Annotated in this window: 20 protein-coding genes and 1 riboswitch; of the genes, 5 read left to right on the top strand and 15 right to left on the bottom strand. The window is 44.7% G+C overall.

Features of this window, described 5'->3' with window-relative positions; translation table 11 throughout:
• Positions 1-92: 92 nt before the first annotated feature.
• From AACV12_RS12310 to AACV12_RS12275, 8 genes are all read right to left on the bottom strand, one after another.
• Positions 93-956 carry a patatin-like phospholipase family protein gene (locus AACV12_RS12310; protein ID WP_212754892.1) on the bottom strand — a complete coding sequence of 288 codons (864 nt, stop codon included), beginning with the start codon at positions 954-956 and terminating at the stop codon, positions 93-95.
• A 157-nt stretch (positions 957-1113) separates the two neighbouring features.
• On the bottom strand, positions 1114-2298 hold the full coding sequence (locus AACV12_RS12305) for a tetratricopeptide repeat protein (RefSeq protein ID WP_170900402.1): 1185 nt from the start codon (positions 2296-2298) through the stop codon (positions 1114-1116).
• Complete coding sequence (locus tag AACV12_RS12300; protein WP_017044729.1) at positions 2295-2915, bottom strand: energy transducer TonB; 621 nt, start codon at positions 2913-2915, stop codon at positions 2295-2297. Before AACV12_RS12300 ends, AACV12_RS12305 begins: the two co-directional genes overlap by 4 nt.
• On the bottom strand, positions 2915-3319 hold the full coding sequence (locus AACV12_RS12295) for an ExbD/TolR family protein (protein ID WP_170900401.1): 405 nt from the start codon (positions 3317-3319) through the stop codon (positions 2915-2917). Before AACV12_RS12295 ends, AACV12_RS12300 begins: the two co-directional genes overlap by 1 nt.
• Positions 3316-3864: a MotA/TolQ/ExbB proton channel family protein gene (locus tag AACV12_RS12290; RefSeq protein WP_170900400.1), complete on the bottom strand. Its 549-nt coding sequence runs from the start codon at positions 3862-3864 to the stop codon at positions 3316-3318. The genes AACV12_RS12295 and AACV12_RS12290 overlap by 4 nt, the downstream gene beginning before the upstream one ends.
• Positions 3864-5204, bottom strand: a complete 1341-nt coding sequence (locus tag AACV12_RS12285) for a MotA/TolQ/ExbB proton channel family protein (protein WP_170900399.1) — start codon at positions 5202-5204, stop codon at positions 3864-3866. The genes AACV12_RS12290 and AACV12_RS12285 overlap by 1 nt, the downstream gene beginning before the upstream one ends.
• Positions 5201-5974, bottom strand: a complete 774-nt coding sequence (locus tag AACV12_RS12280) for a DUF3450 domain-containing protein (RefSeq protein WP_170900398.1) — start codon at positions 5972-5974, stop codon at positions 5201-5203. The genes AACV12_RS12285 and AACV12_RS12280 overlap by 4 nt, the downstream gene beginning before the upstream one ends.
• Before the next feature lie 155 nt (positions 5975-6129).
• Positions 6130-6906, bottom strand: coding sequence for an MBL fold metallo-hydrolase (locus tag AACV12_RS12275; protein WP_115339916.1), 777 nt, complete (start codon positions 6904-6906; stop codon positions 6130-6132).
• 165 nt (positions 6907-7071) lie between these two features.
• On the opposite strand from AACV12_RS12275, the gene AACV12_RS12270 reads away from it, so the two are divergent.
• The 3 genes from AACV12_RS12270 (at position 7072) to AACV12_RS12260 (ending at position 10440) form a co-directional block, all read left to right on the top strand.
• Positions 7072-7779, top strand: coding sequence for a glycerophosphoryl diester phosphodiesterase (locus AACV12_RS12270; protein ID WP_017044733.1), 708 nt, complete (start codon positions 7072-7074; stop codon positions 7777-7779).
• A 126-nt stretch (positions 7780-7905) separates the two neighbouring features.
• Positions 7906-8739, top strand: coding sequence for a CPBP family intramembrane glutamic endopeptidase (locus AACV12_RS12265; RefSeq protein WP_170900397.1), 834 nt, complete (start codon positions 7906-7908; stop codon positions 8737-8739).
• Positions 8740-8928: 189 nt separating this feature from the next.
• Positions 8929-10440 carry a M28 family metallopeptidase gene (locus AACV12_RS12260; RefSeq protein ID WP_170900396.1) on the top strand — a complete coding sequence of 504 codons (1512 nt, stop codon included), beginning with the start codon at positions 8929-8931 and terminating at the stop codon, positions 10438-10440.
• A 40-nt stretch (positions 10441-10480) separates the two neighbouring features.
• Here the strand turns inward: AACV12_RS12260 and maiA are convergent, their stop codons facing one another.
• The 4 genes from maiA to hppD are packed head-to-tail and all read right to left on the bottom strand — an operon-like array spanning position 10481 to position 14347.
• Positions 10481-11131 carry a maleylacetoacetate isomerase gene (maiA, locus tag AACV12_RS12255; RefSeq protein ID WP_094163527.1) on the bottom strand — a complete coding sequence of 217 codons (651 nt, stop codon included), beginning with the start codon at positions 11129-11131 and terminating at the stop codon, positions 10481-10483.
• A complete protein-coding gene (locus AACV12_RS12250) occupies positions 11128-12141 on the bottom strand; it encodes a fumarylacetoacetate hydrolase family protein (protein WP_094163529.1) in 1014 nt (337 codons plus the stop codon). The genes maiA and AACV12_RS12250 overlap by 4 nt, the downstream gene beginning before the upstream one ends.
• Before the next feature lie 9 nt (positions 12142-12150).
• Positions 12151-13281, bottom strand: coding sequence for a homogentisate 1,2-dioxygenase (locus AACV12_RS12245; RefSeq protein ID WP_170900395.1), 1131 nt, complete (start codon positions 13279-13281; stop codon positions 12151-12153).
• On the bottom strand, positions 13274-14347 hold the full coding sequence (gene hppD / locus AACV12_RS12240; protein WP_017042492.1) for a 4-hydroxyphenylpyruvate dioxygenase: 1074 nt from the start codon (positions 14345-14347) through the stop codon (positions 13274-13276). Before hppD ends, AACV12_RS12245 begins: the two co-directional genes overlap by 8 nt.
• Before the next feature lie 559 nt (positions 14348-14906).
• Here hppD and AACV12_RS12235 point away from each other — a divergent pair.
• The gene (locus tag AACV12_RS12235; protein WP_026028716.1) at positions 14907-16013 is read left to right on the top strand and encodes a M20/M25/M40 family metallo-hydrolase; all 1107 of its coding nucleotides are present in this window, start codon (positions 14907-14909) and stop codon (positions 16011-16013) included.
• Positions 16014-16081: 68 nt separating this feature from the next.
• On the opposite strand, the gene AACV12_RS12230 is transcribed toward AACV12_RS12235, so the two are convergent.
• Together AACV12_RS12230 and AACV12_RS12225 are read right to left on the bottom strand one after the other, a co-directional pair.
• Positions 16082-16816 carry a hypothetical protein gene (locus AACV12_RS12230; RefSeq protein WP_013856842.1) on the bottom strand — a complete coding sequence of 245 codons (735 nt, stop codon included), beginning with the start codon at positions 16814-16816 and terminating at the stop codon, positions 16082-16084.
• Positions 16817-16835: 19 nt separating this feature from the next.
• Entirely contained in the window at positions 16836-16994 is a 159-nt protein-coding gene (locus AACV12_RS12225; RefSeq protein ID WP_010319274.1) for a hypothetical protein, read from the bottom strand.
• A 358-nt stretch (positions 16995-17352) separates the two neighbouring features.
• A riboswitch (glycine riboswitch) is annotated at positions 17353-17446 on the top strand.
• A gap of 123 nt (positions 17447-17569) precedes the next feature.
• On the opposite strand from AACV12_RS12225, the gene AACV12_RS12220 reads away from it, so the two are divergent.
• Positions 17570-18949, top strand: a complete 1380-nt coding sequence (locus tag AACV12_RS12220; protein ID WP_170900394.1) for an alanine/glycine:cation symporter family protein — start codon at positions 17570-17572, stop codon at positions 18947-18949.
• A gap of 335 nt (positions 18950-19284) precedes the next feature.
• Here the strand turns inward: AACV12_RS12220 and AACV12_RS12215 are convergent, their stop codons facing one another.
• On the bottom strand, positions 19285-19917 hold the full coding sequence (locus tag AACV12_RS12215; protein WP_013856840.1) for a LysE family translocator: 633 nt from the start codon (positions 19915-19917) through the stop codon (positions 19285-19287).
• Positions 19918-19955: the final 38 nt, after the last annotated feature.

Here is a 19955-nt window from a genome sequence, read left to right as displayed (position 1 = left end):
TTCATACTCAATCATCTCTAAAAAACAGCTTATTACATAGACAGCTACGACATGTAGATAGTGTTTTATCAGCCTTTTGAACCTAAGCGTTTTTAGGCTGCACGTGTGTATTCAAGCCACTCCAAATGATTTTGCCCTGCTTTTAAGCCCATGTCATAGCCTATGTTGAGCAACGGTAACTTCATCGTCAATCTCTTAACGGGAAACCCTTCAGGTGGCGCGATTACTCGAATGATGGCATCAGAAGGTGGATTGCGAATAAATTCAAGTGATTGGTTGTAATGTTTCGCACGAAATAGCATTGATTTAGCCATATTTGGATGGCGTGAAAAGAGTTTTTTCATCATCCACTTACTTTTAGGGGGCGACATGATATAGCTAAGTGGATGTGATAAAACAACCGTAATATCTCGTGCTCCACGGCGATACGCTTCTTTAACAGGGATCGAGTCAGCAACCCCTCCATCAGTGTAGCAACCACCATGGAAACAAGGCGTATGCTTATAAACTATCGGTAGCGCGGATGTGGCTTCAATGGCCGTACTCAAGTTTTCTTGAGTCACTCGATAATAATCGGCTTTACCCGTTTCGATATTGGTTGCAACGGCAAAGAAAGGGACTGAGTTAAACAGTTTGTCTTCATCAATCGGATAACGTCGGTTGGACTCATCGATTAGCCAACGCACATCGACGAGATTTCCCCCCTTAATAAAGCGAATTGGGTTAAAAAAAAGACGGTTGGTGGCAAGCTGAGTTACAACGAGATAACTGCGTCTCGGTTGCTTCGCAAGGTAGCCGATTAAGTTTGAAGCTCCAGCTGAAACACCTAATACAAAATCAAATGGGTTATGCTGATGTTGTAAAAAACTATCCAAGACTCCACTGGCAAAAATGCCGCGCATCGCACCACCTTCAACCACTAACGCTTTCATCATGATTCTCTCTCTGTACTTCATCGTTAAACGTTATGGTACGGAAAAAATCAGAAAGACAATAATAGGTTCTCTTTATCACTAAGATAGGCAAAACCGAACCAATGTCAGTCTTGATAATGACGATTCAAAAATCGTAAAAGGTCAGACGCCTCATCATCGGGCAGATGAGGCGCTATGATCAGATATTAGCAGTTTGCGCTTGCTGAACTTTTTGTAAACGAGAAAGGAATTTGATCCATCCTTTGGCATGGCTTGATGGGTTTAGGTTTTCAGCTTGCTTGGCTTGGTATAGAGCATTATCGAGTTGATTGAGTTTGTACAGCGCATGAACTCGCGCTAACGCGACATCGGCTTTTTTCTCGCGCGTGGTGACTTTATCCAACGCCTGTAACGCTTCTTTAAATTGCCCTTGCTGGTTGTACAGCAGCGCCACTTGCCAATAATATTGCTCATCCTGTTCAGCTGCTTTTGTCCATGTTCTGATCGCTGATTGCCATTCTTTGGCTTGCTGCCAGTAAGTGGCTTGCTCTTTCAGTAAAGTTAAGTCTTGATCAGCATCAGATAATGTTTGCAGAACTTGCGCCGCACGTTCTGGAATGCCGTTTTGCGCATACAACTGCGCGAGCAAGTGTTTATCCTTATCGGTTAATTCCACACCTTGTAATTTGGCTAACGCTAAACTGTTTAATGCTTGACGACGCTGATCTAAACGCAGATGTAAACCGACTAACTGTCGCCACCAACTGGCTTGGTTAGGCTCCAGCATGATCAGTTTTTCTAAAGTTGGAATGGCCGCCTTCCATTGTTCTAGCTGAAGCTGCGCACCTAATTTAAGTGATAATGGATTTTTAGTATTAAGTGGTGTCACGGTTTGGTATTTATCCAACGCATGCAGCACTTTTTCCCATTGTGCAATTTGGTAGTGGGTCTGTGCGATACGCAACCACAGATCGTCTACTTTTTGTGAAGGTGGAACGGATTTCAATAATTGGTAGTAGTGCGGTAACGCCTTTTCAAATTGTTGTTCATTGACATACAGATCAGCCAACATACGTTCGGTGGTCCATGCCTGCTCATCTTGCAGCTCTCCACTCTCTACAGCGTACTTGATCTGTTTGATAGCCGCTTTGGGCTGACCACTTTGCCAATAAAACACACCAAGCATCCGGGCGACAAATGCTTTATCGTAAAGACGTGACGTTTCAACACTGCTCAGTACCTCAATGGCTTGAGTGAGGTTCTCTTCTAATGCAAATTGCTGTGCTTTTTGCACTTTCAGGACTGTTGTCGCACTTAATTCGCTCGCATTTAAAGAGAGCGAGCCGATAACAAGTGATAAGCCAATCAACATACGTTTCATCATTTGGCGATTTTAAACTCCACAGTCACGGTTTGTCCCGGCTGCTCAATGGCTTTACCGTCGACAATCTGAGGTTGATACTTCCATTTTTTCAGCGCTTGCATCGCTTCACGCTCAAACATACGTTTAGGATTGGCATCGACGACATTGATGTCGACGGCTTTTCCTGTTGTATCAATGGTAAAGCTTAATGTAACGAAACCTTCTACACCTCGCTTTAGGGCTCGGCTTGGATAAACAGGCTCGACACGATATAACGGCATTGCTTGCTGGTTTGAACCGAAATCACCAAAAGTTGGTGCGCTAATCGCCACCCCATTAAGCGCTGTATCCAAACCCAAAGCTGGTAAACTAGTGAGTGATGTAGCGGCCGTAGCGGTAGTTTGTGACTGTGTCACTTGTGCTTGCGGTGGCGGCTCAGGCAACTTTAAAGGTTCCGGAACGCTACGTTGGCGACGCTGTAAATCGTGTTCTTGTTCCATCATCACCATGTTAAATCGCAGTGCTTGAGTTGGTTTTACAGCGTGTTGGTTACCGTTATCCACCATCCACGCCATAAAACTGAACAGCGCCAGCGAAATCGCTCCTGCAATTGGCAAAGCAAGCAGTAAACGTCCCATTAACGCTTCTCCGCCGCCAATGCGATATTTTTCACTCCGGCCCCTTTGGCCGCATCCATCACTTTAACAACCGTACCGTTATAAGCATGTTCATCCGCTTGAATCACTAACGCCGCATCTGGTTGTTCGAGTCGCAGATGTTCTAGGGTGGCCTCTACACGTTCAACATCAATCAAGCGTTTGTCGATGTAAATATCATTGGATGCATTGATAGCGACAAAAATACCCGCATCTTTCTGGCTCACCGCGTGAGAAGCTTGAGGACGGTTAACCTCAACACCTGATTCACGAACAAATGAGCTGGTGACAATGAAAAAAATCAGCATGATAAAGACGATGTCGAGCATCGATGTTAAGTCTATCTGCGCCTCATCATTTCTTGGTTGGCGTCTGCCTAATCTCATCGCAAACTCCTTAACGATTTTTCTAATTTTAATTCAAGTAGATGACACTTTTTTGCAAGACGAGCATGCACAAACATGCCCGCAAGGGCCGCGACCATTCCGGCCATTGTCGGTAATGTGGCCAATGAAATGCCAGATGCCATCAATTTAGGATCGCTATTGCCTTGATTTGCCATCACATCAAACACAGAGATCATTCCGGTGACGGTGCCGAGCAGCCCTAACATTGGGCAAAGTGTGACGAGCAGTTTGATCATGTTAAGGTTGTGGCGCAGCATCTGCTGTGCTTCACCAAGCCAACCCTCGCGAATGGCATGGGCATACCATGAATGGTGTTCCGCGCGTTGATGCCATTGCTCTAACCACCCTTTTCGATATTTAGGAAAGCTCAATACCACAAACAGTACGCGTTCGATGATCAACAACCAATAAAGCGCCACCACCCCAGCTAGCCACCATAAGACGATACCCCCTTGCTGCATAAACTGCTGTAAGGTTGTTAGCCAGTCATTGCTGAGCAGTGCGCTTGGCAATACGCTGTTCATTACGCCGCATTCCTCATTGAAGCTTGGCATTCTTGTTCTGCTTGCGCAGCAACGAGGCCAATCCCCTGTTTTTCTAAAATAGAGCGAATACTTTCGGCTTGAGAGCTTAAGATATTATGAGCTAATAATAGTGGAATCGCAGAGACTAAACCCAGAACGGTAGTCACCAAGGCCATTGAAATACCGCCTGCCATTACTTTTGGATCACCGTTACCAAATTGTGTGATCACTTGGAAGGTTTCAATCATGCCGGTCACCGTACCCAATAGCCCAAGCATCGGCGCAATCGCGGCTAATAACTTCAGCATCGATAAGCCTTTTTCCAAATTCGCTTGTTCATCGACCACCGCTTCCAGCAAGCGCAGCTCCAACGCTTCTACGCTGCGATTTTGCTCTTTGTTATAGACGCTGAGCACACGCCCCAATGGGTTATTACCAATTTTCTGTACATCTTTAAGCTGCGCTTTGATCTTGTGGTGAGTCATCACCAATGCGAAGCCGCGATAGAAAGCGATGATTAAACCAATACCAAGCAGTACCAAAATGATGTTACCGACCGCACCACCCATTTGTAGCCGTTCGGCTAATGTTGGTGTAAGGGCTAGCTGTTCAAGCATGATGCCACGCGAAGGATCGACCACTAAGCTTTCGATTTCTCCCGTATTTAGGCCAGAGAAAATCGGTCCATTGTCCGGTTGTTTCAAATAAGCGGTGGCGGCTTGTTTATCCCCGTTCCATTTGACATAACCTTGCTCTGTCACCAAACCAAAGGTTCCAATACGATAAGCGGCCACATTTTTCGTGACACCGTCACCATTGATAAATGCGATCTGAACGCGGCTTAGCTCACCACTGGCGATGATCTGTTCAACATAGCTGTGCCATAACCCCGTCAGCTGCGGCATCGAGGGTAAAGATTTTGCGGCGACAATTTCTTGTACCCGCGATGTATACTGATGGCGATCAACCGCAGTGATGGAAGATTCCAATTCACTGCTTAATGCTTTGGCATTTTGGCGTACCACACCAAACAGCTCTCCAAGGCTTCCTGTTTCTAAGCGAAGCTGCTCTTCTAAACGTGCTAGTCGGTTTTCATTATTACTGAATTGCGTGCTTAGCTTATCCGCTTGCGCTTGTAAATCTTGGCGCTGAGCTTTTAGCTCTGCTTTGGCGCGGCGTAGCTGCTGTTCGGTTTGTTTAAAACCCGCTTCGCGTTCGATATTGTGCTGCTGCTGCTGTTTGTTTTCCACTTTGGCGTTGCTGACTAATTCCGTAGAAGCAAAGCTGTTGAAAGCCAATAGTGTTAAACAGAGTGATGAGAGAGAGAAAACCATCTTCATTTGTTTTGCTCCTCTACTAACTCAAGTGAAACAGGTATCGTCATTAAGTTTGGTGTAATTAAATTGTTGGCCATTTTGAAAGCGGTATCTAAATCGGCATATAACCCACTATCGACATCGGTCCACTGGTGCGAGTTTTGGCTCCAGCTCCAATACTGTTTGCCATTTAAGCTACGAGCCACCAGCGATAAACGGCCAACGTATAAAATGTCAGCTTCAATGGTTTTGTTTTCATTGAGCACCACTGCGCCTTGATAAACACCCAGTTTAGTCCCGTAATCAATTTCGATTTGGTACGCTTCAAGAATACGGCGGTATTTTTCAGCATCGCTGACATCCGATCGCACCATCATCGATTCCAGCTTTTCTAAACGCTCTAAACGCGTTTCGCGCTTTAATGGTTTGTCGTTTTCGATTAGGGTACGTAGCCCGTCGATCATCTGATACATCAAAGGAACGATGCCTTGGCGAGTCAGTTTTATCTCATCAATTTGTGACGATAGACTTTGCGCTTCCTGATTCTGGTTTTCCACCAGCGATGCCAAGTGATTACGATAAATAGTGAGATTTTTCACTTCTTCTTTTAACTGATCGATGTCAGCTTGCATCAGCAACGCTGATTGAGAACTGTGATTGATGTTCTGTTGGCTGGCGACTGAAGCCGAATTGGTTTTATTTTGGATGGCATTCGCGTCACTGAGTGTAGAAGCATTTACTGCGAACAAACTGGTAGTCGCCACCAAGGACAAGCTGATTTTTAAAAGATTCATAGACGTTATTCATTACCTTCAACGAAGTGTTATCACCTTGTTGATAAAAGCTCTCATTATCATCAAGGATCGCATTCTAACGATTTTTTCCGGTGCAAACAACCACAGTATGCGGCGAACACTCTTTGCTGATGAGTTTTAAAGCCACCTACCCTTTATTTACCTTTGCTGACCCCAAATTGCCAAACAGACTTCATTAAACTTTTGACTTTTATTTTGACCACTCGCCAATGTGTGATGGGCCGTATAGGTGCGGTATTTAGCAGGTGTTGGTAGGTTTTTTCGCTCAAACGCCCCTCTTTGCCGTGTGCAAGAAGCAGTGTTTCTGGGTTGAGCTTGAAGATCCGTTCAAGTGACTGGCGATATTGATTGGGATGGAAAATAGGAAAAGGGGCAATCAACTGCTTTTTCACTTCAACCATTAAATCGGCAACATACACAATGCCTTGTTGTGCATGGTAGACAGACAAATCTCTGTCGGTATGCCCTGGGGTTTCTAAGATTTGCCATTCGTTAAAATGAGGAATAGTGTCGCCATCGTTGAGCTTAATGTCAGGCTTTAAGACACGTGGATACCATAAATTCTGCCGCGGGCGGCCTAGGCGATTCGCCATCCAACGCGCAAGCGCAAGATCGGCTAAATGCATACAAAATCCGTCCAAACCACAATACCAATCATGATCTTTATTGGCAGAGATAATTTTACAACCCGTTAATGCACGCAATTGATGAGCCGCCCCAGCGTGATCTGGATGCATGTGAGTTACCACAACGGTATGAAGATGAGAAAAAGGACGGTTCAGTTCATTCTCAATGAAGTGCTGCAACGTAGGTATGTCTGCTCGACTTGCACCGTCTAGCAGTAATAATCGTTCTGGATATTCAGCCAGATACATATTCTGAATATAGCCTTTGATCGTATGTAGCTTCACCGTTATCCCTACTTGACAGATCAGACCTCCTGCCTGATGTTGGATAAGCATAGCATTAGCGAAAGTGATGTCCAAAGCGCGTCGTCTCTCATTTCCATCAATTTGAAGACAAAATAGAAGGCGCGCGCTATGCTGAGCTGGTTTTAATTGTGTAGAGATAACGCTATGAAGCCTATGATTATTGGCCACCGCGGAGTGGCCGGCCATTACCCTGAAAATACGCAAGTGAGTGTGCAAGCCGCTATTGATTTAGGCCTAAAGTGGGTTGAAGTGGATGTGCAACCGACTCAAGATCACATATTGGTTGTTTGCCACGATCACACCATTGATCGTTGCAGTAATGGTAAAGGGCGCATTGATTCTTACACGCTTGAGCAATTACAACAGTTCGATTTTGGCGGTTGGTTTGATCCTCAATTTGCAGGCGAACCCATCATGACATTAGAGACGTTGCTGACACTCGCAAAGCAGCACAGCCTTGGTTTAAACATTGAAGTCAAAGTGGATAAACACGATGTTGCTCAAGTCGCTGCTCAGCTTAAAGCGCAACTGGATCAATGTGGATTACCGAATGAACAGATTGTTCTCTCCAGTTTTAGCCACGCTATCATGCGCGAGCTTTATCAGCATTGTCCGGGCTATAAATTGGCGGTGTTGAGCGAGCGATTAACGCGTAAAGATAAGCAAGTGTTAGCCGAAATTGACGCCTTTGGCTGTAACCTTAATTATCAATGGATCAGTGCAAAGCACATTGCCGAGTTACATCAAGCGGGTTACCAAATTTGGTGCTACACGGTGAATAATCCGAAAAAGTTCAAACATCTCAACTCGGTTGACGCCATTTTTAGTGACGATCCACAGTGCTTTTTGTAAGCCTGCAAGCGTTTAGCTGACTGGTAGAATCTCTTTATTGAGAATGATTCTTCATAATGCGCCACTCTTCCACTCTTCCACTCTGTCATCACTCAATAATATGGATGATTTCCTAAGGTACTCTCTATGATACTTGACTCATCGTTATGGATTTGGATCCCGCTGCTTTTTGCCGTTATCTTCAGTTTTCAAAAGCAGTTACGTCCAGCATTCGCCTTGCTAGCACTGTCGTTAGTGGGCGGATGGTTCACAGACCGATTATCGTTAATGGCCCTGCTGTATGTCGGCATTGGATTATGTGGTGCTTATTACATTCCACAACTGAAAGGCCGCTGGAAATGGTTTGCTCATGGTGCGTTGCTATTATGGGCAATTGCACTGCTGCTGCATGCTATTCCTGGTTTTAATAATCCTAAAGTGCTGGATAATGTGGTTGCTGGTGCCAATAGTGCCCCCTTTCGTCTCTACTTGAACCTAGATAAACCTATGGTATTTTTTGCTTTGCTACTCGCTTGGCCGCCACTCCTTGGCAACCATCAAACCATTTGTTGGGCCGCGATCGGTAAAGTGTCGATTCCTCTTTTTGCTTTGCTTTTTGTCGCATGGGCGCTTGGCGCGATTAAGCCCGAGTTATCTTTACCAACTTGGTGGTGGCTCTTTGCTCTCAATAATTTGCTTTTAACCTGTGTGGTGGAAGAAGCATTTTTCCGGGGCTATTTACAAAAAGCCGTTAGTGAAAAATTCGGTCTATGGCTCGGTATTGCGCTCGCTAGTACCCTATTTGGTCTTGCGCATTTTTCTGGCGGCGTGACTTTGGTGCTATTTGCCACATTAGCTGGTATTGGCTACGGCGCGATCTATCATCTAAGCGGGCGTTTATGGACGGCTGTACTCTTCCACTTTCTCTTTAATTTTTCCCACCTTATTTTCTTCACTTATCCAGTATGGGTACAGCGTTAAAACCTCTAAGCCAGCTGAAGTTTTCGCTGGCTTTTTTCTTTTTATCAGTCGATGAAATACCTTATTGATAGTTTAGTGACAACCGTTATGAACAACTGAGTATAAAACGAATTGTTCTCATTATTCCTATTTTTGGCCTAGGGTTTATGGTCAACGTCATGTTGATAATAATACTCCAGGGAGGAGAGAATGAACCAGAAACAAACGTTATTGGCGATTGCGCTAGCAGGCTGTTTCAGTACCGCTTATGCAGAAGAAAAGGTGTGGATTTCCATTGGTGGTGACGCGACGCAAACGGCGCTTCGCTCTGGAGCCCAAAGCCTATTACCTGAAAATCTTATCAATCAAACATCAGTATGGGTTGGGCAAGTACCAGTAAGCGAGTTAGCGACGCTTTCACATGAAATGCACGAAAATCATCAGCGATGTGGTGGTTATATGGTGCATCCTTCTGCACAAAGTGCGATGAGTGTCAGCGCAATGCCGCTGAATCTAGACGCTTTCAGTGCACCAGAAATAACTCAGCAAACCACCGTTAATGCTTGGCTGCCATCAGTATCAGCGCAACAAATCACCAGTACCATCACCACCTTAACCCAGTTTAAAAATCGCTTTTATACCACCTCGACTGGTGCTCAAGCATCGAATTGGATTGCAGATCATTGGCGCTCACTCTCTGCGTCACTGCCCGCAAGCAAAGTGGAACAAATCACACATTCAGGCTACAACCAGAAATCGGTAATACTCACAATTACAGGCTCTGAAAAACCTGACGAATGGGTGGTGATTGGCGGGCATTTAGACTCGACACTTGGTTCTCGAACCAACGAAAGCAGTATTGCTCCGGGTGCGGATGACGATGCATCAGGTATCGCGGGCGTGACAGAAATCATCCGTTTGTTGTCTGAGCAAAATTTTCGTCCTAAACGCAGCATCGCTTTCATGGCTTACGCTGCTGAAGAAGTGGGCCTTCGAGGTTCACAAGACTTAGCCAATCGTTTTAAAGCCGAAGGTAAAAAAGTAATGTCTGTGATGCAGTTAGACATGACTAACTACCAAGGTTCACGCGAAGATATTGTCTTCATAACCGATTACACCGACAGTAATTTTACCCAGTATTTGACACAACTATTGGATGAATATTTACCGTCATTAACCTATGGATTTGATACCTGTGGCTATGCCTGCTCTGATCATGCCTCTTGGCATGCGGTTGGTTACCCAGCTGCGATGCCTTTTGAATCCAAATTTAATGATTACAACCCTAATATTCATAGCCCGCAAGACACTCTGCAAAATTCCGACCCAACAGGATTGCATGCGGTGAAATTTACTAAACTTGGATTGGCTTATGTGGTTGAAATGGGTAATGCCTCAACACCGCCTACACCGAGTAATCAACTGAAAAATGGCGTACCTGTGAACGGTTTATCGGCCAGCAGAAATAGCAAAACCTGGTATCAATTTGAACTGCAGGAAGCGAGCAACTTGAGTATTGTATTGTCAGGGGGAAGCGGCGATGCCGATTTATACGTTAAGTATCAAACTGATGCTGATCTACAGCAATACGACTGCCGTCCTTATCGCAGTGGCAATAATGAAACGTGTCAGTTCTCCAATGCTCAACCGGGCCGCTATTCTATTTTGCTGCATGGATACAACAATTACAGCAATGCAAGTTTAGTGGCGAATGCTCAATAAACAGCGCAAAGAAAAGCCAGCCGCAAGGCTGGCTAATCGATTAACTCTCAGCATCGGGCTGGTTTTCTGGTGCGGCGGCAATAAACGCAGGATGAGCACGAAGCTCTGCAGTGATTCGTTTGATGATCGGAAACTGCGCCATATCAAGATTAAAGCGCTCTGCGTTATACACTTGTGGTACTAAACAAACATCCACTAAGCTCAGTTGATCACCAACACAGTATTCTCCTGATACTGTGGCCAATTTCTTTTCCAAGGCATGAAACCCCGTGGCTATCCAATGCCGATACCAGTCTCCTTTTTGACTTTCATCCACGGCCAGTTCACGCGTTAAATATTGTAAAACTCGGAGATTGTTCAGTGGATGAATATCAATAGCAATGTCTTGCGCCAGTGCTTTAATCTGATATTTCTCTTTACCTGATAGCGGAACCAAACGTACTTGGGGATACTGGTCATCCAAATATTCGATGATGGTTAACGACTGAGTAATGCAATGCCCGTTATCTTCTAGTACCGGAATTAACTCACTCGGGTTGAGAGCGCTAAACTCGGCTGAATGTTGCACTCCGCCCTCCTTAACTAAATGGATAGCAATCGACTGGTAATCGAGCGCCTTGAGGTGAAGTGCGATGCGTACTCGGTAAGCGGCTGAAGAGCGCCAATACCCATATAACTTGAGGCTACTCATGACCCTTTCACCACGCGTTGATCGATTAAACCAAACAGGCTGTTCCCTTTATCATCACGCATTTCTAACGTTATCCTGTCACCAAATTTCATAAATTCGGTGCTTGGTTTACCGTCCCGAATGGTTTCAATCATTCGCACTTCTGCAATGCATGAATAGCCGACTCCCCCTTCAGCAATCGCACTGCCAAAATCGGTTCCCTGTTTATTAGAAACTGTACCAGAGCCAATAATAGTGCCCGCGCACAATGGGCGCGTTTTTGCTGCGTGAGCAATTAACTGTGGGAATTCAAACGTCATGTCCACGCCAGCATTGGGGCAACCAAATGGTTTATTGTTATAGGTTGATAGCAATGGCAGGTTGAGTTTTCCGCCGTCCCAATGGCAGCCTAGTTCATCGGGTGTCACAGCGACAGGAGAGAATGCTGAAGACGGTTTGGATTGAAAAAACCCAAATCCTTTAGCAAGCTCTTGAGGGATCAAACCACGCAGCGACACATCGTTAACCAACATCACCAATCGAATCGCTTGCGCCGCTTCACTTGGGGTTGCACCCATTCTGACATCATCGGTGATCACGGCCACTTCGGCTTCAAAATCAATTCCCCATGCTTCATCTTGCATTTGAATATCATCACGCGGTCCAAGAAAAGCATCCGAACCACCTTGATACATTAACGGATCACTCCAGAAGCTTTCAGGGATCTCCGCACCTCGTGCTTTTCGTACTAACTCGACATGGTTGACGTAAGCAGAACCGTCAGCCCATTGATACGCTCTAGGCAGCGGCGAATGACACAAGGTTTGATCAAACGGCATCTCTTGCAGCAATTCGCCTTCATTCAGCGCCGTATAAATTTCGCTGAGCATCGGTGCGGTTTCCTGCCAACGGTCTAAGGCTTGCTGTAAATGCTCGGCAATCTCAGGCACAGCAACGCATTTTGATAAGTCATGGCTGACCACTACCAATAAACCATCTCTTGTGCCGTTTTTTAGCGTAGCTAACTTCATGTCACTTCCTTATTCGCTCTTCCAACTGTAGACGTACTGTTGATTTTCAACCTGCTGCGCCGCCTCACTAAAGTGTAATGCATGCCGCGTATCAATCATCACAGCCACTTCATCGGTAAATTTTTTCTTATGCTCTTGCCCAGCTTGGAACGCTTTCGGATGTGGGCCATGGGTAAACCCGGCAGGATGAAAAGTGACCATGCCAGCTTCAATATTATCGCGGCTAAAGAAATCACCCGCATGGTAGAAGAGCACTTCATCGTAATCATCATTGTTATGATAAAACGGAACCTTTAAAGCGCCGGGGTCACTCTCAATCGGCCGAGGCACAAAGGTGCAGACCACAAAACCTTGGCCAACAAAGGTTGTGTGAGCAGAGGGCGGCAAATGATAGCGATGCGACATCAACGGCCGAATGTCTCGCCAGTTGAGTTTCACCACAGAAAGATCACCGTGCCAACCTACTGCATCCAATGGGTTAAATGGATAAGTAATGACGCTGATTTTCTCATGACGTTTTAAATGAACTTGGGTGGTCTTTTCTGAATACTGCGCTTTAAACTCTGGATTAATCGACGGGACTTGCAAAACCGCAGGATCGAATATGGCGTGGTTCCCTATTAGCCCTTTTTCTGGCAAAGCATACGCCGCATCCGTATTCTCTATCATTAGAATGAACATCGGCTCACTTGGCTCAAGCCGCCAATTGGTTGAGCGCGGGATCAACACATAATCCCCTTGTGAAACGCTCAAATGCCCGTAATCGCAATAAAAATCAGCGCTTCCTTGATGAATAAAAAGTAACTCATCCCCATCGGCGTTACGCACTAAATGATCCATCGCTTGAGCCAGCTTCCATACTCGGACTTTACATTGTGCATTATGCAATAGATGCGGCACGCTCCATGGTGAACTTTGCTTGGCTTGCTCGATCAAATTAAAATTAAAGGCTCTCGGCCTTAACTCACCTTGCCATTCACTCCACCCAGTCGGTGCATGTTGGTGATGGAAATGGGCCGCAGGGCCAAAAAAACCACTGCGCCCTGCTTCTCTTTCATAGATAGCCTCTTGCGGGAAGTCGGCATGAGCTTGGTTTGAACATACCCCTTCCCGATGAGGAAATGTGATCCATTTATGCATCGCTGAGTACTCCTCGCCGAATTTGATCTTCTTCAATCGACTCAAATAACGCTTTGAAATTACCTTCCCCGAACCCTTCATTACCTTTACGTTGAATGATCTCAAAAAAGACTGGGCCAATGACGGTTTGAGTAAATATTTGCAGCAAAATTCCATCTTTCATCGGTGCGCCATCAATCAGGATCCGCAGCGCTTTTAACTGATCAACATCTTCTTGATGCCCTTCAACTCGATCACTGACTTTTTCGTAGTAAGTATCCGGTGTCGGCATGAAATCCATCCCTCGTTCGCGCAGAGTACGTACCGTCTGATAGATATCATCAGTGGATAAAGCGATGTGTTGGATCCCCTCACCATTGTATTCACGAATAAACTCTTCTATTTGTGATTTATCGTCAGACGATTCATTGATTGGGATGCGAATTTTGCCGCAAGGCGCTGTCATTGCGCGGCTAACTAACCCAGTTAGCTTCCCTTCAATATCAAAATAGCGAATTTCACGGAAGTTACCGATCCGCTCATAAAAGCCAGACCAAACGTCCATGTGGCCTTGTTTGACGTTATGCGTTAAGTGGTCAATTTCGAACAGACCAACATTGGCGTGAGTCATTCGTTGATTGGCATCGGCATAGAACTTGAAATCCACATCATAAATGCTCTGGCTACCATAACGATCGACAAAATAAAGCAAGCTATCGCCAATTCCATAAATCGCGGGAATACTCAGCTCCATTGGGCCAATTTGTGTTTTGTATTCTCGCCCGCCATTTGCCTGCACATGCTGCATGGCGACAGATGCATCATGAACGCGAAACGCCATCCCACACACTGAAGGTCCATGTACTTTGGCAAACGCTGCAGCTTGGCTATGGGGTTGAGAGTTAACGATAAAATTGATATCCCCTTGACGATATAACCACGCCTCTTTTGAGCGGTGCTTGGCTATCTCAGCAAAGCCAAGAGAAGTAAACAGCTCTTTTAACTGCGCGATTCCAGCGGGATCAGCCGCGGTGTACTCCACAAATTCAAAACCGTCTGTTCCCAATGGGTTAAATGTTGAGGTCATCTCGCGCTCCTTTTTTGTTAACGCTTGTGTTGAGTATTGCGAACATGGCGTAATTTTCAGCAAAAATGAACCCTATAACGAAAAACGGTTTAGCAGAGAACAAATAGTGTCAATGTAATGAAAATGTTACACAAATCTATTAATGAGCAGTAGGATAGTAAATTAGCGAATTTTACAGAGATAAATTGTTTTTATTTAACTGAATATTAATAACTTTTTCTTAATTGACCACGTTAATCACAAGTCAATCATAACCAGTTGCTCAGTAAGATAAATAGCACGGCGTAACATTTTAGCTACATTTATTAAAAGCCGACGCTACCTCTGGCGAAAAACACACAATCGGGCGAGGTGTTAGGCACACATGATTTTTATATGCCGAGCTACACGAACAAAACATTAGGCCAACACAGGTGAATCATTAAGTTAAAAATAATAGTCATTGGCTATATGTAAGCGAAAAATTCGGTTGTTTTGTCGTGCTTCTTTGATTTATCGCAGAACATCGCGTCATCCACACGCGATATGGTATGGCTTCTGTTTCCTACGAGATAACAAAATGACCATGATAAATGAACAGCGCTTGGTTGAGCACTTTCTACAACTAATTCAAATTGACAGCGAATCGGGTAACGAAAAACAGATTGCAGAAACGCTGTCTGAACAATTGGGTGAGCTTGGTTTTTCAGTCCAAAAACTGCCCGTACCTGAACATGTTTCCAATGGCTTTAACCTTTATGCTCGCCTAGCAGGACAACTCGATGACAGTATCGTACTGAGCTGTCACATGGATACCGTCAAACCGGGGATTGGTATCACACCCGTCATTGAAAATGGCGTCATTCGCTCTAACGGTGAAACCATTTTGGGCGGCGATGACAAATCGGGTATTGCGGCCATTATGGAGGCGATCCGAACGATTAAAGCGCAAAAACAACCTCATAAAACCATTGAAATTGCATTCACCGTCCATGAAGAAGGCGGGCTACAAGGCTCCAAACACTTTGATATGTCTCATATTCAATCGGCTAAGGCGATTGTACTCGACACTGGTGGTCCAATAGGAACCATCGTTAAAGCCGCCCCAGGACAGCAAAAAATCATCGTTAATATCAAAGGCAAACCCGCACACGCAGGCCTTGCTCCTGAAGAAGGTATTAGCGCTATCGCCGTCGCAGCCGATGCGATTACCCAAATGAAATTGCTGCGTATTGATGAGGAAACCACGGCGAATATCGGCCTTGTTCATGGCGGTGGCGCAACGAATATCGTCATGCCTGATCTTAGAATTGTCGCTGAAGCCCGCTCATTGAATGATGATAAGTTGAGCCTACAAGTTGAACATATGGTGTCAACCTTTCAGGCCGCGGCGAACAAGCATGGCGCGCAGGTTGAGATTGAATCTACTCGTGCTTACAACGCCTTTGTATTGGATGAAGAGCATCCGCATATCGCTGCGATCAAAAAGAGCTTTGAATCGGTTGGGATTGCACCAAAAACCAAACGTACTGGTGGAGGCAGTGATGCAAACAACTTTAACGAAAAAGGATTAGTGACCGTCAATTTGTCAACGGGCATGGCGAAAGTTCACACCACCGAAGAGTATATTGCGATCAGTGATATGGTGAAGATTGCAGAATTCCTAACAACGTATTTGACCGAATAAGCCTTACGATAAAACAGGCCTCATTTTCGCGAGGCCTGCTAAAGAAACATTGGTGGGATTTGTATAAATTATAAGCCTATATTTTCCGTTAACGCTTTGATTTGTTCTAAATCCATGCGGTGAACTTGGATCATCTGATCGATTTGGCTAATTCTTGAATTCGCTTCATCTTGCTTATCACATGCGTCTGATTTTGCATCCCACGACTTACCTTCTAAGTAGACATCACAATCGGTTTTGAGCGTTTTGAGCTTCGGTACTAAAGTTTCTTTCTCTTTTTGCAGCGCTTCTAACTCTTGCTTAATTTTCAATTCTCGTTGGAACAGTTCGCGTGAACGTTCAAAAATCGTTGCCTGCATATCGGCTTGCCGATTTAATTTAGAATTTTTGTTCTCAACTTGCGCTAGTGCATTTTCCTGTGTATTGAGTTTCGCTTGCAGCGCTTTATTTTCTGCCATTAACGCTTGGTATTGGCTTTGCGCTTGATCCAGCTCTTGTTGATACTGCTTTTGTTGCTCTTCTAATGCTTGTTGAAGTTTATTTGCTACTTCAGCGTCGACACTGGCGACTTTTAATTGCACTTTTTCAGCTAATTGGCTTTTATCTTGGGTGAGCTGTTCATATTTTTCTTCTAGCTGATGGTATGTTTTTTGCCAGTTATTCGTGGTGATACTTGAACCGATTAAGCCACCTAATGCTAACCCCAACACCCCTGCTAACGCGATGTAGACGTAGGTGCGTTTGTCTCGTTCTTCAATCACTACGACATCGTCTTGTGCATCAATGTCCGTCTGTTTGTTCACTCTTTCGCTCCTATCTATCTCAGCGAGTTAATTCAGTAATCACAATTGAGGCAGCATAAATGACAAAAGCAGTGAGTAAAGAAACCACCACACCTTTTTGCAACTTTTCGTTGGTACGATAACGAATAAAAATAAAAGCAATGGCGATCAATAAAATAATGGTGATGAGTCGTGTCATTAGCCTATCCTCTCACGTAGTGTATATCATTTATAACACGCGATAAGTCAGAAAAAAGTAGAACAATCGACAACAAGCGTAAAGTTTTCACCCCTCATCCTACGTTTACGTCTATAAATGGTTAACAAACCACCAAACGGCAGCAAATTGAGATCAAAAGCACAATTTTTCTTGTCTTGAAAAACGCTTTATGTAACATATCTCGCCTTGATGGTAAGCGCACTTATCATCAGTTCCGATGAAGACTGCAGGAGAGTAGCCTTAGTTTATTCAAAGTATGAGTAAACAGGCTCGCCGAAGAAGTAAATCTTTCAGGTGCTAATGCTCTCTCTTATGAGAGCTGGCGAGGACTGTAGTTGGAGGAACCTCTGGAGAGAACCGTTTAATCGGTCGCCGAAGGAGCAAACCCTATTTGGGGTGAAACTCTCAGGCAAAAGGACAGAGGAGTGGAAAGTTACAATCATAAATAGGTGTGGTTTCTTCACCACTGGCCTGCTGTGATCTTTTTGTGGGATCTTTTCAGATTACTGCCCTTTCCCTCTTCTCCTTAACTGTCGTTTTATTAAGGGGAACTAATGAACAACCTGCAATCTATTCTTGAATCTATAGACAACTTTGTCTGGGGACCACCACTTTTAATTTTATTGGTCGGTACAGGCATCTATTTTACGTTTCGTCTCGGTCTTATCCAATTTCGACATTTACCTACCGCACTTAAGATGGTGTTTAGTAAAGACAAAGACGCCGGTAAACAAGGCGATGTATCAAGCTTTTCCGCCTTATGTACCGCACTTTCCGCGACGATTGGAACCGGTAATATCGTTGGCGTAGCGACAGCGATTAAGCTCGGTGGGCCGGGCGCGCTATTTTGGATGTGGTTAGCCGCGCTGTTTGGTATGGCGACCAAATACGCTGAATGTTTACTGGCAGTAAAGTATCGTCAAGTGGATGACAAAGGCCAAATGGTTGGTGGCCCGATGTATTACCTGCAATATGGCGTGGGCTCGCGAACTTTGGCGGTTTTATTCGCCCTATTTGCCATCGGCGTCGCTTGTTTCGGCATTGGTACATTCCCACAAGTCAACGCGATTTTAGATGCTACTGAAATCTCTTTTGGTGTGTCACGCGAAATATCAGCAGTGGTTCTAACGCTGTTAGTCGCATTTGTCACGGTCGGTGGTATTCAATCAATTGCTAAAGTGGCTGGGAAAGTGGTACCTGCCATGGCCCTTTTTTACATCCTTGCGTGTTTGAGTGTGATCATCAGCAACAGCGATCAATTACTCACGGCCATCAGTTTAGTTATTACTTCTGCCTTCACTTCCACAGCCGCTACTGGTGGTTTCTTAGGAGCGAGCATCATGCTAGCGATTCAATCAGGGATTGCGCGCGGTGTATTTTCTAATGAATCTGGTCTTGGCAGCGCGCCAATGGCCGCGGCGGCAGCGAAAACTGACTCTTGCGTAAAACAAGGGTTGATTTCAATGACTGGTACTTTCTTTGACACCATCATTATTTGCACCATGACCGGGCTTGCGCTGATCTTAACTGGCGCATGGCAAAGTGATTTTTCTGGTGCCGCTATGACAACCTATGCATTTGCCGTGGGCTTAAATGCGGAAACCTTGGGCCCGATGATGGTCTCCATTGGTTTGATGTTTTTTGCTTTTACGACGATTTTAGGCTGGAACTATTACGGTGAGCGCTGCGTGGTATTTTTGTTTGGTACCAAAGCAGTAATGCCTTATAAGCTGATTTTTATCGGTTTGGTGGCATCAGGTGCGTTCTTGCACCTTGATATGATTTGGATTATTGCTGATATCGTTAACGGTTTAATGGCTATCCCTAATCTGATCGGATTAATCGCATTACGTCATATTGTGCTTGAAGAGACCAAGCTATTTTTTGAAAAACAGTCAGCGCCTTTGGCGCGTAATCCTCAAACTCAATACTGAGTAACCACATCGCAGGTAGGCATTAAATCGCCTACCTGCGGTTTGAAGCCTGTCTTTTCCGCTTTTTAATCTGTTTATCCAAACAAGAATACGATAAGTTTAAAACAGCTAAAATGATTATCGAGGTAGGAACACCGTATCCCAAGGCTAATCCTTCCAGAAACAACAAAAAACACACTAAGATAACTGCACAAATAACCAATATATTCAAATTACCCTCAACACGTGATGTCTCGTAATCCATGCAAGGTTTTATATCGTAAATTTAAAGCAGTAACTTCAAAAAAATGTCATTCTAGCTTTGTTCAGAAAACTCCTACAACTAATTGATTAAATTATCTTTTCTCAAGCATTAATTTTAGACCCAGAGCAACTAGAACCACGCCTGTTGTCCCTTCCATCCATTTCATAAACGACGCATTCTTGAGTAAGTTTTTTGCAAAGCTTAATGCGCCCGCTAAACCGCACTGCCAACACATAGCGATAACAAAATGAATGGCAGCCATCAAAAGTGATTGCAACAACGGAGAATATTCTGGGTTAATAAATTGCGGCAAAAATGCGAGATAAAATACTGCCGTTTTAGGGTTCAACACATTGGAAAGAAAGCCTTCACGCAATGACCGCTTCAGCGTAAATTCACTGTGTGAAATCGCCGTAACCTGCATACCTTGGCTATTTTTCAGCAACGCTTTTAAGCTGGATAGTCCCAGCCAAATTAAATACGCCGCACCAATCATTTTAACCACATGAAACAGCTCGGCCGATTGTGCCAAAATCGCCGAAATACCGACGGCGGAAAAGGTCGCATGCACAAATAGCCCCATGCAAATACCCAAACTTGTTATGCTGCCGTCAGTGAACCCAGCTCGTGATGTGTTACGAATCACCAGTGCCGTATCTAGCCCCGGAGTTAGCGTTAATATAGTAATTGCGATCAGAAAGGCTTCAACGTTTTGGATATACATACCCGTCCTTGTATAAAAGAAATGTCATCGTTTGCCTT

The sequence above is a fragment of the Vibrio sp. 2-2(8) genome, from assembly GCF_963888495.1.
In the GTDB taxonomy this organism is placed as follows: Bacteria; Pseudomonadota; Gammaproteobacteria; order Enterobacterales; family Vibrionaceae; genus Vibrio; species Vibrio anguillarum.
This window is presented reverse-complemented; position numbering and strand designations above follow the sequence as displayed.

Bases quoted from the DNA above. Each gene is read 5' to 3' on its own strand.
- AACV12_RS12310 (WP_212754892.1), bottom strand. From the start codon at position 956: ATGAAGTACAGAGAGAGAATCATGATGAAAGCGTTAGTGGTTGAAGGT.
- AACV12_RS12305 (WP_170900402.1), bottom strand. From the start codon at position 2,298: ATGATGAAACGTATGTTGATTGGCTTATCACTTGTTATCGGCTCGCTC.
- AACV12_RS12300 (WP_017044729.1), bottom strand. From the start codon at position 2,915: ATGGGACGTTTACTGCTTGCTTTGCCAATTGCAGGAGCGATTTCGCTG.
- AACV12_RS12295 (WP_170900401.1), bottom strand. From the start codon at position 3,319: ATGAGATTAGGCAGACGCCAACCAAGAAATGATGAGGCGCAGATAGAC.
- AACV12_RS12290 (WP_170900400.1), bottom strand. From the start codon at position 3,864: ATGAACAGCGTATTGCCAAGCGCACTGCTCAGCAATGACTGGCTAACA.
- AACV12_RS12285 (WP_170900399.1), bottom strand. From the start codon at position 5,204: ATGAAGATGGTTTTCTCTCTCTCATCACTCTGTTTAACACTATTGGCT.
- AACV12_RS12280 (WP_170900398.1), bottom strand. From the start codon at position 5,974: ATGAATCTTTTAAAAATCAGCTTGTCCTTGGTGGCGACTACCAGTTTG.
- AACV12_RS12270 (WP_017044733.1), top strand. From the start codon at position 7,072: ATGAAGCCTATGATTATTGGCCACCGCGGAGTGGCCGGCCATTACCCT.
- AACV12_RS12265 (WP_170900397.1), top strand. From the start codon at position 7,906: ATGATACTTGACTCATCGTTATGGATTTGGATCCCGCTGCTTTTTGCC.
- AACV12_RS12260 (WP_170900396.1), top strand. From the start codon at position 8,929: ATGAACCAGAAACAAACGTTATTGGCGATTGCGCTAGCAGGCTGTTTC.
- maiA (WP_094163527.1), bottom strand. From the start codon at position 11,131: ATGAGTAGCCTCAAGTTATATGGGTATTGGCGCTCTTCAGCCGCTTAC.
- AACV12_RS12250 (WP_094163529.1), bottom strand. From the start codon at position 12,141: ATGAAGTTAGCTACGCTAAAAAACGGCACAAGAGATGGTTTATTGGTA.
- AACV12_RS12245 (WP_170900395.1), bottom strand. From the start codon at position 13,281: ATGCATAAATGGATCACATTTCCTCATCGGGAAGGGGTATGTTCAAAC.
- hppD (WP_017042492.1), bottom strand. From the start codon at position 14,347: ATGACCTCAACATTTAACCCATTGGGAACAGACGGTTTTGAATTTGTG.
- AACV12_RS12235 (WP_026028716.1), top strand. From the start codon at position 14,907: ATGACCATGATAAATGAACAGCGCTTGGTTGAGCACTTTCTACAACTA.
- AACV12_RS12225 (WP_010319274.1), bottom strand. From the start codon at position 16,994: ATGACACGACTCATCACCATTATTTTATTGATCGCCATTGCTTTTATT.
- AACV12_RS12220 (WP_170900394.1), top strand. From the start codon at position 17,570: ATGAACAACCTGCAATCTATTCTTGAATCTATAGACAACTTTGTCTGG.
- AACV12_RS12215 (WP_013856840.1), bottom strand. From the start codon at position 19,917: ATGTATATCCAAAACGTTGAAGCCTTTCTGATCGCAATTACTATATTA.